15 protein-coding genes are annotated in these 13,906 nt (G+C 63.3%); 8 read left to right on the top strand and 7 right to left on the bottom strand.

The features are described 5' to 3' along the window. The gene (locus ACSSU5_RS21190) at positions 1-1,317 is read right to left on the bottom strand and encodes an MFS transporter (protein ID WP_264313778.1); all 1,317 of its coding nucleotides are present in this window, start codon (positions 1,315-1,317) and stop codon (positions 1-3) included. A 245-nt stretch (positions 1,318-1,562) separates the two neighbouring features. Between ACSSU5_RS21190 and ACSSU5_RS21185 the strand changes: the two genes are divergently transcribed. After that, on the top strand, positions 1,563-2,432 hold the full coding sequence (locus ACSSU5_RS21185; RefSeq protein ID WP_264313779.1) for a LysR substrate-binding domain-containing protein: 870 nt from the start codon (positions 1,563-1,565) through the stop codon (positions 2,430-2,432). Between the two features lie 29 nt (positions 2,433-2,461). Continuing rightward, complete coding sequence (locus ACSSU5_RS21180) at positions 2,462-2,833, top strand: DUF2784 domain-containing protein (RefSeq protein ID WP_492559735.1); 372 nt, start codon at positions 2,462-2,464, stop codon at positions 2,831-2,833. Here the strand turns inward: ACSSU5_RS21180 and tam are convergent. Then, complete coding sequence (tam, locus tag ACSSU5_RS21175) at positions 2,823-3,599, bottom strand: trans-aconitate 2-methyltransferase (RefSeq protein WP_492559734.1); 777 nt, start codon at positions 3,597-3,599, stop codon at positions 2,823-2,825. The genes ACSSU5_RS21180 and tam overlap by 11 nt on opposite strands. 107 nt (positions 3,600-3,706) lie before the next feature. Here tam and ACSSU5_RS21170 point away from each other — a divergent pair, with 107 nt between their 5' ends. Further along, positions 3,707-3,886 (top strand): hypothetical protein, encoded by a 180-nt coding sequence (locus ACSSU5_RS21170; RefSeq protein ID WP_264313782.1) that lies wholly within the window; start codon positions 3,707-3,709, stop codon positions 3,884-3,886. 3 nt (positions 3,887-3,889) lie between these two features. Here the strand turns inward: ACSSU5_RS21170 and ACSSU5_RS21165 are convergent, their stop codons facing one another. Continuing rightward, complete coding sequence (locus tag ACSSU5_RS21165) at positions 3,890-5,299, bottom strand: amino acid permease (protein WP_264313783.1); 1,410 nt, start codon at positions 5,297-5,299, stop codon at positions 3,890-3,892. 326 nt (positions 5,300-5,625) lie between these two features. On the opposite strand from ACSSU5_RS21165, the gene ACSSU5_RS21160 reads away from it, so the two are divergent. The 3 genes from ACSSU5_RS21160 to ACSSU5_RS21150 all read left to right on the top strand — a co-directional run bounded on the left by ACSSU5_RS21160 (position 5,626) and on the right by ACSSU5_RS21150 (position 8,798). Continuing rightward, positions 5,626-7,050, top strand: a complete 1,425-nt coding sequence (locus ACSSU5_RS21160; protein ID WP_264313784.1) for an aminotransferase-like domain-containing protein — start codon at positions 5,626-5,628, stop codon at positions 7,048-7,050. 180 nt (positions 7,051-7,230) lie between these two features. Next, the gene (locus ACSSU5_RS21155; protein WP_492559733.1) at positions 7,231-8,151 is read left to right on the top strand and encodes a LysR family transcriptional regulator; all 921 of its coding nucleotides are present in this window, start codon (positions 7,231-7,233) and stop codon (positions 8,149-8,151) included. A 104-nt stretch (positions 8,152-8,255) separates the two neighbouring features. Further along, positions 8,256-8,798: a WYL domain-containing transcriptional regulator gene (locus tag ACSSU5_RS21150; RefSeq protein WP_492559732.1), complete on the top strand. Its 543-nt coding sequence runs from the start codon at positions 8,256-8,258 to the stop codon at positions 8,796-8,798. 13 nt (positions 8,799-8,811) lie between these two features. Here the strand turns inward: ACSSU5_RS21150 and ACSSU5_RS21145 are convergent, their stop codons facing one another. Together ACSSU5_RS21145 and ACSSU5_RS21140 are read right to left on the bottom strand one after the other, a co-directional pair. After that, the gene (locus tag ACSSU5_RS21145) at positions 8,812-9,546 is read right to left on the bottom strand and encodes a hypothetical protein (RefSeq protein ID WP_264313938.1); all 735 of its coding nucleotides are present in this window, start codon (positions 9,544-9,546) and stop codon (positions 8,812-8,814) included. A 77-nt stretch (positions 9,547-9,623) separates the two neighbouring features. Further along, a complete protein-coding gene (locus ACSSU5_RS21140; RefSeq protein WP_492559731.1) occupies positions 9,624-9,896 on the bottom strand; it encodes a hypothetical protein in 273 nt (90 codons plus the stop codon). Here ACSSU5_RS21140 and ACSSU5_RS21135 point away from each other — a divergent pair. Next, positions 9,895-10,518: a glutathione S-transferase family protein gene (locus ACSSU5_RS21135; RefSeq protein WP_264313789.1), complete on the top strand. Its 624-nt coding sequence runs from the start codon at positions 9,895-9,897 to the stop codon at positions 10,516-10,518. The genes ACSSU5_RS21140 and ACSSU5_RS21135 overlap by 2 nt on opposite strands. 146 nt (positions 10,519-10,664) lie before the next feature. Here ACSSU5_RS21135 and ACSSU5_RS21130 read toward each other — a convergent pair whose 3' ends face one another. Beyond that, complete coding sequence (locus tag ACSSU5_RS21130) at positions 10,665-11,429, bottom strand: hypothetical protein (RefSeq protein ID WP_492559730.1); 765 nt, start codon at positions 11,427-11,429, stop codon at positions 10,665-10,667. 171 nt (positions 11,430-11,600) lie between these two features. After that, on the bottom strand, positions 11,601-12,782 hold the full coding sequence (locus tag ACSSU5_RS21125; protein ID WP_264313791.1) for an MFS transporter: 1,182 nt from the start codon (positions 12,780-12,782) through the stop codon (positions 11,601-11,603). Between the two features lie 94 nt (positions 12,783-12,876). Between ACSSU5_RS21125 and ACSSU5_RS21120 the strand changes: the two genes are divergently transcribed. Next, positions 12,877-13,806, top strand: a complete 930-nt coding sequence (locus ACSSU5_RS21120; RefSeq protein ID WP_492559729.1) for a LysR family transcriptional regulator — start codon at positions 12,877-12,879, stop codon at positions 13,804-13,806. The last annotated feature ends 100 nt before the right edge of the window (positions 13,807-13,906 follow it).

Here is a 13,906-nt window from a genome sequence, read left to right as displayed (position 1 = left end):
TTAGGTACGCAGTGGCTTGATGGCCATGCTGGTGTTGGGCGCCACGTCATGGCTTTGTACCGCTGTGGCCGGGCGGCTGTTCCAGTGCGGCAGCAGCACCAGCGCCGAGAACAGCGCACAGCCGGCGAACACGATGAACACCGTGACGCCATCGAAGTAACCGGGCAGCAGCCCGCCGAGTACAGCCCCGACCGAGCCGCAGCCGTTGACGAAACCCGCAGCGGTAGCCCCGGCCTTGGCGGTGCCGAAATCGATGGCCGCAGCGCCGCTGATCATCGAGTCCGGCCCGTACAGGGTCAGGCCCATGACGAACAGCAGGCCCACCACCAGCATCACGCTTCCGGTGTGCATGGCCGCCATGAACGCCGCCAGGGTCACCGTCAACAGCACCAGGCTGATCACGCAAGCCGGCATCCGCCGCGCGCCGAACAGTTTGTCGGAGGCCAGGCCGATCATGATCGGCCCCAGCAACCCGGCCAGCTCGAAGGCCGTGGGGATGATCGCCGCACCGACCTTGCCCACCGACGGCATCTGCTCGAAGACGATCACCGGCCCCCACAGCAGGATGGCGTAGCGCGCAGGTTTGAGCAGAAAGTAGGCCAGGCCCAGGGTCAACACCGTGCGGTTGCGCAGGATCTCGCGCAGGGGCGCCCAGACACTGCACAGGTTCGAGCCCGGCGCCATGCTTTGCGGCTCGGGCTCGACGGCGGGCAAGCCAACATCTTCAGGCTTGTTGCGCTGCAGGAAAAAGAACAGCACGGCCACCAGCGCGACCACCGCGGCACTGGAGAAGAACGCTGCGTGCCAGCTACCGACCAGGGTGTAGGCCCACCAACCGGCAAACGGCGAGGCCACCAGGCCGCCAAAGGCATAGCACGAGCTCCACAACCCCAGTACCCGCCCGCGCTGCGCTGCGGGGAAGAAACTGCCGATGTTCTTGCACAACCCTGCCCAACCGGTGGACTGCGCCAGGCCCTGGATCAGCATACAGGTGGCAAAAATCGGGAAGGTGGCGTAGCTGCCCATCACCACCGCCGCCGCAGCCGAAATCAGCAAGCCGCCGAGCACCACCACGCGGGGGCCGAAGCGGTCGGCGAGCATGCCCCAGGTGAACTGGCCCACGGCATAGGCGGCCAGGTAGATCGCGTCGAGGTTGGCCATGGCAGCCTTGTCGAGCATGAAAGCGGGGTCTTCGGCGATCCCCAGCTTGGCCACCGAGAAGGCCTTGCGGGTGAAGTAGAAGGCGGCGTAGGCCAGCCAGGTGATTGCGAAAATCTGCATACGCCAACGTTTGAACGTGGCTAGGGACTGGTTCATGTGAGTCTGACCTCTTGCTCAAGTGTGCCGGCAGAATGTGAAGAAACGCCTGTCTTGTTCTTGTGTTGCGCACAGCGATGACGATGGCCCGTCATCGGGTCAGATGGCGCTGTATGAGCACCATGGCCCGGCCGGCACTTGTGGCACCGGCGTTGGGCTGAGGGGTATGGAAACAGTTGGTGACTGATAAATAAAATCGATTTATCGTATTTCACACATAAGCTCAGCTTGTTACTGGAGGCGTCATGTCGGTGTCACACGCTCAACTCAAGGCCTTCCACGCGGTGGCGGTGCACGGCAGCTTCACCCGTGCGGCGCAGAAGCTGTTTCTGACCCAGCCGGCGATCTCCGACCAGGTGCGCAAACTTGAGGAGCGCTTCGGCGTGCTGCTGTTCCACCGCAACAAACGCTCGGTGCAACTGACCGACCTGGGCGAGCGCCTGCTGGGCATCAGCCAGCGCCTGTTCGCCTGCGAAGCCGAAGCCCACGAGCTGCTGCAGGACTCCCGCGCCCTGCACACCGGCAGCCTGGTGCTGGCGGTGGACGCACCGGTGCACGTGCTGCCGCAGATTGCCCGGTTCTGCCAGCGCTACCCGGGTATCCAGGTGAAGATCGAAACCGGCAACACCGATGAATCGCTGGCCCGGCTGTTCAGCTACCAGGCGGACCTGGCACTGCTGGGGCGGGACGTCGACGATGAGCGCCTGCATTGCCTGCCACTGCGCCGCGACCCGATGGTCGCGTTCGTTTCCCACCACCACCCTTGGGCAAGTCGGGGTTCGATCAGCCTGGCGGATCTGGATGACACCCCGCTGGTGCTGCGCGAACCCGGTTCGGTAACGCGCCAAACGCTGGAGGAGGAGATGCAGAGGGCCGGGCTGCGGATTCGGCCGGCGATCCAGGTGGAGGGCCGGGAAGCGGCGCGCGAGGCGGTGGTGGTGGGGATTGGTGTGGGGGTGGTGTCGGCGGCGGAGTTTGGCGCGGATGCGCGGGTGTGTGCGTTGCCGATTGTCGATTGCCAGCGGCACTTGACCGAGACACTGGTGTGCTTGAGCGAACAACGTACGCGGCGAGTGGTGGCGACGTTCTTGCAGATGGTTGAAGAAGGGCTGTAAAGCTGTACCAATGATTGAGGATCACGCCCATGCTCTTGCGATTAGCCGCCGACGCTCTGGTGCTGTTGCACCTGGCCTTCATCCTGCTGGTGCTGTTCGGCGGCCTGCTGGTACTCAAGTGGCGCACCGCCCTGCTCCTCCACCTGCCCGCCCTGGCCTGGGGCCTGGCGGTGGAAGGGCTGCACCTGGAGTGCCCGCTGACCGACTGGGAAAACCGCATGCGCTTCGCCGCCGGCGACGCCGGCTACCACGGAGGCTTCGTCGAGCACTACATCTGGCCGCTGATCTACCCGGCCGGGCTGACGCCGCAGATACAATGGCTGCTGGGCGCCATCGTGCTGCTGCTCAACCTCGGCATCTACGGCTACGTGCTCTGGCGCTGGCGCCGCCCTACCGCGTAGCGATCACGAACAACCGCGGGAACGGCAACAACACCTTGCCGTCGGTGGCAGGCGGGTAGTCGCGCTGCATCGCCTGCAGGTACATCTGCACAAAGCCTTCCTGCTCTTGCGCGTCCAGCCTGGCCAGGTAGGGGCGCAAGGCCGAGCCTTTAAACCACTCCACCACCGCTTCGGCGCCACCGGCCAACGGGTGATGGTACGTGGTACGCCACACATCCACCCGCGCGCACAACGGGCTGAGCAGGTCGTAATAGAACGCCGCGTTGTGCCTGGGCGGTAGCTGAAAGTCGGCGAACTTGACGGCCCAAGGGCCTTGGCTGGCGATCTCGCGCAGCTGCCGGTGCGCCGGTTCGTCGAGGTTGTCCGGGGTCTGCACCGCCAGGCTGCCGCCCTCGCTCAACTGGCTGACCAGGCGCGGATACAGCGACGCGTGGTTAGGCACCCATTGCAACGAGGCATTGGCCAGGATCAGGTCTTGCTTTTCGGGGGTGGCCCACTCGGCAATATCGGCAATGGCGCAGCGCACGCGGGGCACGCACAACCGCTTGCGCTCGCGGGCTTTTTCGATCATGTCCGGGTCGCTGTCCAGCGCTATTACCTGGGCATCGGGGTAACGCTGCAGCAGCACCTCGGTCGAGTTGCCAGGGCCGCAACCCAGGTCGACAGCATGGCGTACCGGGTGTGGCGGCACGGCGGTCAGCAGATCGCGGACGGCGCGGGTGCGCTCGTTTTCGAACAGGGAATACTGGGTGGCGGACCAGGCCATGTGCGGCTCCTTTTGGCGGGCAATGTGCCCAGCATAAGCCAAGTACTGGCACTTAGGGTCTATTCGCGGGCCGGAACCGAGCGTCTATCCTTGAAGTCAGCCCCTATATGCACATGCCCATGAAAACCTTCCTCGCCCTCGCCATCCTCGCCCTGATCGGCGCCGCCGCCCTCCTCGGCTCACCCTGGATGAACCAGCGATTCCACATGCCGCCGGACAAAAATCCGGCCCATCAACGCGAAACGGCCGGGTCCCCAAGGGAGCCGGCCGTCTCGAACCACAACTGACGCTTAGTGACGCTTGGCGCTGCGGATCTGATGCACCACACCCATGGCTACCACGACCGCCGCCGCGATACCGGTGGAGATCACCAGGATCTGGTAGTCAGGCATGAAGGCCATGGTCACCAGGGCCGCCACGATGAAGGCGATCACCAGGTAGGTCAGCCAAGGGAACAGCCACATCTGCAGACGCACTTCCTTGCCTTCGGCAATCAGCTTGCGGCGCATGCGCAGCTGCGAGAAGGCGATCACCAGGTACACCAGCAGTGCGATCATGCCAGTGGTGTTCATCAGGGTGTCCAGCACGTCTTTCGGGCGCAGGGTTTCGCTGAAGTTGATCAGCGCACACACCACCGCCACGGCGCACGAACCCATGATCGCGTACACCGGTACACCGGTGCCGGCGCGGGTGATCTTGAAGAACGACGGCGCGTCGCCACGCTGGGACAGCGAGAACAGCATGCGCGACGCGGTGTAGTGACCGGAGATCAGGCAGCTGCTCACCGAGGTCAGGACCACGAAGTTCATCAGCAGCTCGGCATACGGCACGCCCAGCAGCTCCAGGGTACGGCGGTAAGCGCCATAGCCCGATTCGCCCAGGTGCGGGTCGTTCCACGGTACCAGGCAGACGATCAGGAAGATCGAACCGACGTAGAACAGGCACACACGCCACACCACCGAGTTGGTGGCCTTGACGATCTGTGCGGCCGGATCCTTGGCTTCGGATGCCGCGATGGTCACGATTTCGGCGCCGAGGAAGGCGAACATCACCCCGAGCAAGGCACCAATTACCGTGGTGATGCCGTTGGGCATGAAGCCTTCTGCGGTCAGATGGCTGATGCCGCGCACCTCACCGAACTGCCAGACGTTCATCACGGCCGCGGTGCACACCACCAGGAAGCAGACGATGGCGATCACCTTGATCAAGGCAAACCAGAACTCGAACTCGCCGTAGTGCTTGACGTTGAAGAAGTTGACGGTGATCAGCAGCAGGGTCGTGGCCAGCACGAACACGTTGACGCTGACGTCAGGGAAGAAGCCGTGCAGGATCTTGCCGGCCACGTAGGCTTCCCACGCCATGAGGATGACCCAGTACCACCAGTACAGCCAGCCGATGGTGAAGCCCGCCCAACGGCCAATGGCGCGGTCGGCGTAGGTGGAGAACGAGCCGGTGTCAGGCGAGGACGTCGCCATTTCGCCGAGCATGCGCATGATCAGCACCACCAGGATGCCGCCCGCCAGGTAGGCCAGGACAGCGGCCGGGCCGGCGCTGTGGATCACGCTGCCGGAACCGACGAACAAGGCGCCGCCGATAACCCCGGCGATCGACATCATCGTCAGGTGGCGCGACTTGAGGGAGGCACTGAGCTTGCTCTCGTGCTCGCCTTTCGCGGTGGTGGTTGTGGATGTTGCGTCCATCAGTTGTGTACCCCGTGCTTCTTTTTATCCAAGGAAAACTGTGAGACCCCGATGGCTAGCGGCCTCACCTGTACATCAGTGCTAATGCGGGCAGGATGGTGTGAACAAACACACGCAGGCCATCCATGGCGGCCTGCTGACGCGCCCCAAGGTTTGCCCTTCGAGCGAACTGAACATGCTTTATGTGGCGATATCCGACACCTAATGTAAAAATGTCCGACGCAGAGAGCCATGCACAGTGGCATGAATCTCGCACTGCACTGTACAGGTCGCCATTGCAATACACCCTGCGAGCGCTAGCGCTACGCACCCTGAAAGGCCCCCGAATGTTCGAATTACATCCAGACTCCCCAACCCCGCTGGTCAACCAGATCATCGACGGCTTGCGCGAGCTGATCGACAACCAGACGCTCAAGCCTGGGGCCAAGGTCCCGTCTATCCGCGCCTTTGCCGCGACCTACTCGGTGAGTACCTTCACCGTGGTCGAGGCGTATGATCGCCTGGTCGCCCAGGGGCTGCTGGTAAGCCGGGGCAACGCGGGGTTTTTCATCAATCGCGCGGCCGGCGAGCTGCTGGACAAACACAACGCCGAGGCCGACACCAGTCGACCAACGTTCAACTCCGAGTGGTACCTGCAACAGATCTTCGAGATCCGCCAACTGCCGTTCAAGCCCGGCTGCGGCTGGTTGCCCAATGACTGGATGTACGAAGACGGCCTGCGCCGTGGCCTGCGCCAGGTTGCCGGGAGCCCGCTGGAACTCTCTGGCTACGGCGACCCCATGGGCCTGGCCGAGCTGCGCACGCTGACCGCGCAGAACCTGCAGCAAGAACTGTCGATCGTCGCCAACCCGGCGCAGTTGATGCTTACCCACGGCGCCAGCCAGGCCCTGGACCTGGCCGCGCGCACCTTGGTACGCCCAGGCGACGTGGTGCTGGTGGACGACCCAGGCTACCCCAACCTGATGAGCATCCTGCGCACCCAGGGTGCGACGTTGGTCGGCGTGCCGCGCACCCCTGCCGGATACGACCTGAACCAGCTGGAGCAGTTGCTGGTGCACCACCGCCCCACCGCGTTCTTCACTCAGCCACACCTGCACAGCCCGACCTGCTCGCGCACCCCGCTGCCGCAGTTGCACCGCCTGTTGCAACTGGCCAGCCAGCATGGCTTCCGCCTGGTGGAAAACAACCTGTACGCCGACATGGTCGCCGAGCCGCAACCGTGCCTGGCCAGCCTCGATCACCTGCAACAGGTGGTGTATGTCGGCAGCTACTCGAAGAGTATTTCGCCTAACGTGCGGGTCGGCTACATGATGGCCAACCCGGAGTTGATGCAGAAACTGGTGCACCTGAAAATGCGCTCAGGCCTCACCACCTCGCAGGTGATGGAGCGTGTGGTGTACGCCGCGATCATCGATGGGCGCTGGCGCAAACACCTCAAACGCCTGCGCCAGCGTTTGGCCGAGGCGCACCAGGAAGTGGGCCGGCACTTGCACCGGCTGGGCTTTGAGCTGTTCACCGAATCGGACGAAGGGATGTACATCTGGACCCGCCACCCGGCGATCCCGGACAGCGCGGCGCTGCTGGACGATGCATTGGAGCAAGGCATCATGCTCGGGCCTGGGCAGTTGTTCATGGTGGATGCCAAGGCGACCGGGTGGATGCGCTTCAATGTGGCGTTCAGTACGGACCCGGCGATGTGGGAGTTGTTGGAGAAGGTGTTGGTGAAGCATGTGCGGCGGGGTGGGCTGTAGGGGCCGTGCTGTGGCGGGGGTCGCCTTGACATCTCCAGCGTTTTTGAGATCGAGCGCCGCGCGGGCGCTCTGGGGGCGCTTGGTCGGTGTATGGCTGCGATTTATCGTCCCGGGGCTATGATTAGTCAATTTTCTATTTATTATTCGAACTATTAGCCACGCTTATCATCGAGCCCGACAATGTCTGACCGCCTGCTCAACGACCGCCTCGACTGGAACCTGCTGCGCACCTTCCGGGTCATCGGCCAGGAGCTGTCCATCAGCCGCGCAGCCGCCCGGCTGCACCTTACCCAGCCGGCGGTCAGCCAGGCGCTCAAACGTCTTGAAGAACAGCTCGGCCGGCAACTCATCGCCCGGCGCGGGCCGCGCTTCGTGTTGACCGAAATGGGTGAGCAGCTGTTCTTGCTGGCAGGCGAGGTGTACGGGCAGATGTCGCAGATCAGCGGGCTGCTGGAACAACCGGCGGACGAACTGGTGGGCAAGGTGCGCCTGCTGATGATCAGCCGCATCGTCAGCGAGCGCTTTGACGACTTTCTCGCCGACTTCCACCGCCAGCACCCGCGGGTGGAGCTGGAAATCGACGTGATGCGCAGCTCCGACATTGTCGCCGCCTTGCAGGAGAAAACCGCCACGGCAGGCCTGAGCCTCAACCGGCGGCCTCAACCGCGACTGGAGCAGCGGCTGTTTCTGCGCCAGCGCTATGCGTTTTTCTGCGGCAAGCACCATGCGATGTTCGGCCAGCTTGAAGGCGACCTGCAGCGTGAGAACTTCGTCAGTTTCACCAGTGACCAGATTGGCGGGATGCTCTCGCCGCTCACCATTTTCCGTGACCAACAAGGTTTCTCTGGGCGGATCGTGGCCTCTTCGCCCAGCCTTGAAGAGGTGCGCCGACTGGTGATTGCGGGGTTTGGCATCGGTTGCCTGCCGGAACATGTGGTAGCCCCGGATGTAGCAGCGGGACTGCTATGGAAGCTACCGCCGCAGGAAGGGATCGCAGATGTCGATATTCACCTGCTGTGGAACCGGGAGCAGCGCCTGAGTCGCGCGGAGGAGATGTTTATCCAGGCAATGCAGCAGTGCCTGGATAACGGGCAGGAGTAGCCTAAAAATTTGGATCCCATCCGCGGGCAAGGTATGCTTTGCGCGATAGCTAAATGCCACCACCCAGGAACGCTAAGCGCCTGGCACTCACGGACGAGCCTCCTTTGCCCAGCCACCCTACCCGCCACACCATCGCCCGCCAATGGGAGCTACTCAAGCTACTGCCTGGCCGCCACCCTGGCATGAGTTCGATGCAGTTGCAGGCTGCCCTGAGTTTGGTGGGCCACACCACCAGCAAGCGCACCGTCGAGCGCGACCTGGTCGAGCTGTCCGCGTTGTTCCCGTTGCACTGCAACAGTAAAGGCACGCCCTATGGCTGGTACTGGCAACCCGGGCTGAGCCTCGCCGAAGCGCAGCAACTGCAACCGGATGCGCTCTCTGCGGTACGCCAGATCGCGCTGCGTGCGTGGGTCGATGACACGCTCGCCCGTCGCCTCGAACAGCAACCGCTTTCCACGGACATGCAACTGACCCCGCAGCAAGACGGCGGCGCCACGCTGGCGGCCACCGTCGACGACAGCCGGGCGTTGATGGGTTGGTTGCTGTCACAGGCCGGGGCGATTCGCGTCCAGGCCCCCGAGTCGCTGCGCGCTGCCTTGCTGGAACAATTGCGCCAAAGCCTGGCGCTACACGATGAATGTCACTGATTCGATGGGTACGTCAGGACGGCAACACCGGCACGCGTCGGCGTGACAGGCAAGCGTAAGCCAACGCCAGCACACTGAACCCCAGCACGCCCAACAGCACCAACACTTCACGGCTGTAGCGCGCCATCAGTGCAGGGAAACCGCTGAACTCGCGGTACACCTGCACATCGGCTGCGCCGTCGGCGTGACGAATGCTGACGCCACCCTGGCGGATTTGCGAGTAATCAGCGTCGAAATACACCCACACCTTGCAGGCCCCACCGGGTTCGATGGCGGGTATTTCGACCAGGGGCGTGGCGGCTTCGACAATGGTGTCGTTGCCCGCGGCATCGCGCACCTGCACCAGGCCCTTGGCCGGCAGGCGGATCTTCACCAGGCGCACAGGCGCATCACCGGTGTTGCGCAGGTCGATGAGCAGACCGGTACGGTGGTCCACCAGCCCCGCCTCGAAGGGTTTGGCGAACAGCTGGGCGTAAGGCGCCTGGGCCAGTTCGATCAACCGCTCGACCTGGTCATGGTTCAACTGCCCTTCGCTGATGACGTTGATACGCCCCTGCAACTGCTCGTACTTGAGCTGCTCGCTGGCCTTGCTGATGCGCTCGCTGAACTGGCTCGGGTAGGTCAGGTAGGCATAGGTCAGGGAGGCTTCCAGACGAGGGCTGCCTTTGATCACCACATAAGCCACCACCATGACCATCAGGCCAATCAGCAGGGCTACGAGGACTTTGCCGACTTTGTCCCAGCTCAACACACACTTCCTTCTGTCGTGATACTGACGATTCAAGCGGCCCAAGGGTGCCCATTTAGTGGCGCCCAGGCAAGCGTTCAGCACCCTAGTAGTGACGGCAGCGACGCCATCAGCATGGCCACCCCGGGCAGCGTCAACAAACTCAGCCCCAGCCGCATGTTGTAGGTGACCACGCCGGCCCCAGATAAGTGAGCATAGTCACCCTCAACATCGACAGCCGGGGTGTTGAGCGCTGTACCCTGCCAGAGCCCGGCGAAGATGTCTGCCACGGGGCTGTTTGCGCGGTTGTTCTTGACCGTGGGCATGCCGTGAACGACGATCAGGCTTCCACAGACAAGGACGAAAACCATGTTACGGATCTTGGGCAGAGCGTCTTCCATCAATGTGCGAAAAGTCCTCTGGGCCTGTGCCGAATTCGATATCCCCTACGAGCGGGAAGACTGGGGCTCGGGTTTCAACGCTACCGACACACCCGAATTCCTGGCGCTGAACCCCAACGCCATGATCCCGGTGATCCAGGATGGCGACTTCACCCTGTGGGAATCCAACACCATCATCCGCTACCTGGCCACGCGCCATGACCAGGGCGCCATCTACCCGGCCGAGGCACAAGCGCGAGCACGTATCGATCAGTGGATCGACTGGCAGGCATCGGACCTCAACAAGTCGTGGAGCTACGCGTTCATGTCGCTGGTCAGGCACTCCCCCGCCCACCAGGACCCGCAAGCACTGGCCACCGGCTGTGCAGACTGGGGCCGCTACATGCAGATTCTGGATCGTCAGCTCGCCGCTACCGGCGCCTATGTCGCAGGTAGCCGGTTCTCGTTGGCCGACATTCCTATCGGCCTTTCGGTCAACCGTTGGTTCGAGACACCCTTCGAGCACCCTCACCTGCCGGCAGTCAGGGCTTACTACGAGCGGCTAAGCCAACGCCGTGCGTTTTGCCTTCACGGCAGAAACGGCACGCCGTAGGCCCTTCACGTCTAGGGCACTGGTTGCACCGCTGGGTAGTGGGCACTATGGCCGGGGGCGCATTGCGCCCCCACGACCTAAAGCACAAGCACATCCATCGGGATGACAAAGTTGACTGGGTTGCTGACTGAGCGTGCAACTTAGGCTCAGCGTGCCTCCAGCAACTTCGCCAACACGAAGGTCACCACCACTGCCAGCAACACGCCAACGGCAACCGACGTTACCGCACCCCACTGCAACAGTGTACTTTGCAGGACCAGGTAAAAGCCCACCACGCCCACGGCGCCAATACCGTTGCCGCGTACGATCGCAGCCAGTTCCTGGCGCCCGCCCTGGACGTGGGCGAATACCGCAAGAGGCCAGGCGATGACCGGGACCGGCGCCAGCATCCCACTGACCACCGGGCCGAGCAAGGTCGCGCTTGCCGTGATCACCAACAGCAGCAACGTGGCCGTCATCATGCGCATCGGGATGACCCAACGGGGCATCGGCACATAACGCGCAGCGCTCGCGTCTGCAGGTTTCGAGGTGGCAACGACAATGGCGATGACCAGTAACAGCGTGGCAATCACGGACAATGCCACCCAACCCAGGTGGCTGGTTGCCAACGCTGCCACGACGAAGAAGACCAATGCCGCGATGCAGCCGGCAAAGGCGCCAATGTGTCGGGTAACCCAGTAGTAGAACAAGCAGGTCGCCTGCACGGCAGCCACCCCGGCCAATGCCCCAGGTACGGCCAACGACGCGAAGCCCTCGCCCTGCTCAAGGCTGAGAAACAGCATGACCAGCGCCGAGGTGACTGGCAGCCCGGAAAGCAGCCCGCCAATTTGCGCACCCCAGCGTTTACCCGCAAGCGAAATGGCCAGCATGAGGATGGGGGTCATGAAGAGTTTGAGGTAGAAGACAGTCATGCAGAAGTTCGGATCTGGAGGGAGGGATAAGCCTTGAGCGCTTGGGCACGGCTTGCTTGGCAACAGCGCATGCTAGCTGAAGAGCGCCTCGCAGCACAGTGACGATGGCCGTCCCAGGCGCTTATGCCGTGTAACAACCCCTCTCTCACGGAACAACACATGACTGATTGATCAAGCCGGCACCTGGGCTGCCTTCGACGCCACCACGCCCCGCGAGCGCCAGGCAAACAGCAACACCATCACTAGCCCCAACCCCGCCATCAGCGCCCCCGCCAGGGAAATCGCCGGGTAGCCCAACCCCGCATTGATCACCGCTCCACCCAGCGCGGCGCCTATCGCGTTGCCCAGGTTGAACGCCCCGATGTTCACCGCCGATGCAAGGTTGGGCGCTTCCTTGGCCGCTTCCATCACGCGCATCTGCAATGGCGGCACCAGGGCAAAACTGGCCGCGCCCCACACCAGCACAGCCAATGCGGTGGGCACTGACCAGGGCATCAGCAACGGGAACACCAGCAGCACGGCGATCAGTACCGCCAACGAGACGATCAACGTACGGTCGACCGAGCGGTCCGCAGCCTTGCCGCCCCACATGTTGCCCAAGGTCAGGCCGATACCGAACAACACCAGCATGACCGTGATGAACGTGGTGGAGGCCTGGGCTTCGCTGTGCAGGATCGGCGCGATGTAGGTGAAGACGGTGAACATCGCGCTGGAGCCCACCATGGTCAGTGCCAACGCCGCCAGCACCGGCCCACGGCAGAGCACGCGGATCTCGGCCAAGGCCCCGTCACTTTTGGGCAGCGGCACGTTGGGCAGTGCATACCACAACGCTGTCATCGCAATCAGCCCAAGGCCCGCAATCCCCCAGAATGCCGTACGCCACCCCAGCAATTCGCCGAACCAGGTGGCCAGCGGCACACCGCCGATGGTCGCCAGCGTCAGCCCCATGAACATGGCCGCCACGGCCCCTGCCCGCTTTTCAGGCGGCACCACGCTGGCCGCAACAATCGAGCCGATGCCAAAGAACGCACCATGGTTGAGCGAGGTCACCACGCGGGCAACCAGCAGGCTCGCGTAGTCGTCCGCCAGGGCCGACATCAGGTTACCCAGGGTAAAAATGGCCATCAGCCCGATCAGCAGGTAACGCCGTGGCACCCTGCCGGTGGCCAGGGTCATCAGCGGGGCGCCGATCAGCACGCCGAGGGCGTAGGCGCTGACCAGCAGCCCGGCGGCGGGTATCGATACCCCAAGGTCTGTGGCAATGCTGGGCAACATGCCCATGGGGGCGAACTCGGTGACACCGATGCCAAAGGCACCGATGGCGAGTGCGACGAGAGGTGGATTGATGCGCATGGAGGGCTCCTTATCTATGCCCAGAATGCTACGATCCGCCAAACGAATGCACTAGACCGCATCTTTGCCAATCACCTTTGCGCACGAGGCACAAATGGACTTCAACGGCAGGTCCGGAGAGATGGAGATTTTTGCCAAGGTGGCGCAAGCGGGCAGCTTGTCTGCGGCGGCGCGGGCGCTGGGGCTGACGCCATCGGCCGTCAGCCGGATCATCGCGCGTACCGAACAGCGTCTAGGTACGCGCCTGCTGCTGCGCACCACGCGGGCCATTTCGCTGACCCCTGAGGGCGAAGCCTACCTGCGCGGCGCGCGGCGGATCCTGGCCGACATGGATGAGGTCGAAGAGGCGATCACCGACCAGGGTGTACCCAGGGGCCGGCTGCGGGTGAGTGCCGCACTGGGGCATGCACGGCTCACGGTGGTGCCCTTGCTGGCGCAGTTCAGCGCCCTGTACCCGCAAGTGCTGGTCGACCTTACGCTGGGCGACGAACTGGTCGACATTGCTGGCGGCCAGGCCGATGTCGCGCTGCGCTTCGGCCACTTGCCGGACAGTTCCCTGAGCGCCCGTTACATTGGCGATACCGGCCAGGTGATCGTCGCTTCCCCCGATTATCTGCAACGCTGCGGTACCCCCGTAGAACCAGAAGACCTGGCCCGCCACAACTGTTTGCGCTTCAACTTCCGCCGCGCGGAGCCCGACTGGCCGTTTCGCCGAGACGGTCAGGAATTTTCCCTTAAAGTCACCGGCAACCTGGAGTGCAGCAGTGGCGAGGCACTGGCCCAATTGGCCAGGCTGGGCGCCGGCATCGCGCGCATTGGTACATTCACGGTTGGCGATGACCTCAACAACGGGCAACTGGTGCCCCTGCTGGAAGCCTACAACCCCGGCGACCGGGAGCCGATTCATGCCGTGTTCGTCGGCGGCCCGGCAATGCCGGCGCGGGTTCGGGTGTTGGTGGACTTCCTGGTCCAGCATCACCAGGGCTGGCCTTCGAGCCACGTACCACCAAGATTGACACCCTGAGCGCAATTCATTCGCTATTTTCGGCTGTGTTCTGGGTGACTTAGCAACCACACCTCAACGCCTTGCGATAGCATTGGATCCAATCTTTACCCTGCTCGCC

The sequence above is a fragment of the Pseudomonas sp. E1MeOHC2 genome, from assembly GCF_058745025.1.
The sequence above is the reverse complement of the archived record's forward strand: the minus strand, read 5'-3'. Positions and strand labels throughout refer to the sequence as shown.

Coding starts and splice junctions, on each gene's coding strand:
- ACSSU5_RS21185 (WP_264313779.1), top strand. CDS start 1,563: ATGTCGGTGTCACACGCTCAACTCAAGGCCTTCCACGCGGTGGCGGTG.
- ACSSU5_RS21180 (WP_492559735.1), top strand. CDS start 2,462: ATGCTCTTGCGATTAGCCGCCGACGCTCTGGTGCTGTTGCACCTGGCC.
- ACSSU5_RS21155 (WP_492559733.1), top strand. CDS start 7,231: ATGTCTGACCGCCTGCTCAACGACCGCCTCGACTGGAACCTGCTGCGC.
- ACSSU5_RS21135 (WP_264313789.1), top strand. CDS start 9,895: ATGTTACGGATCTTGGGCAGAGCGTCTTCCATCAATGTGCGAAAAGTC.
- ACSSU5_RS21125 (WP_264313791.1), bottom strand. CDS start 12,782: ATGCGCATCAATCCACCTCTCGTCGCACTCGCCATCGGTGCCTTTGGC.
- ACSSU5_RS21130 (WP_492559730.1), bottom strand. CDS start 11,429: ATGACTGTCTTCTACCTCAAACTCTTCATGACCCCCATCCTCATGCTG.
- ACSSU5_RS21120 (WP_492559729.1), top strand. CDS start 12,877: ATGGACTTCAACGGCAGGTCCGGAGAGATGGAGATTTTTGCCAAGGTG.
- ACSSU5_RS21140 (WP_492559731.1), bottom strand. CDS start 9,896: ATGGTTTTCGTCCTTGTCTGTGGAAGCCTGATCGTCGTTCACGGCATG.
- tam (WP_492559734.1), bottom strand. CDS start 3,599: ATGGCCTGGTCCGCCACCCAGTATTCCCTGTTCGAAAACGAGCGCACC.
- ACSSU5_RS21160 (WP_264313784.1), top strand. CDS start 5,626: ATGTTCGAATTACATCCAGACTCCCCAACCCCGCTGGTCAACCAGATC.
- ACSSU5_RS21190 (WP_264313778.1), bottom strand. CDS start 1,317: ATGAACCAGTCCCTAGCCACGTTCAAACGTTGGCGTATGCAGATTTTC.
- ACSSU5_RS21165 (WP_264313783.1), bottom strand. CDS start 5,299: ATGGACGCAACATCCACAACCACCACCGCGAAAGGCGAGCACGAGAGC.
- ACSSU5_RS21170 (WP_264313782.1), top strand. CDS start 3,707: ATGCACATGCCCATGAAAACCTTCCTCGCCCTCGCCATCCTCGCCCTG.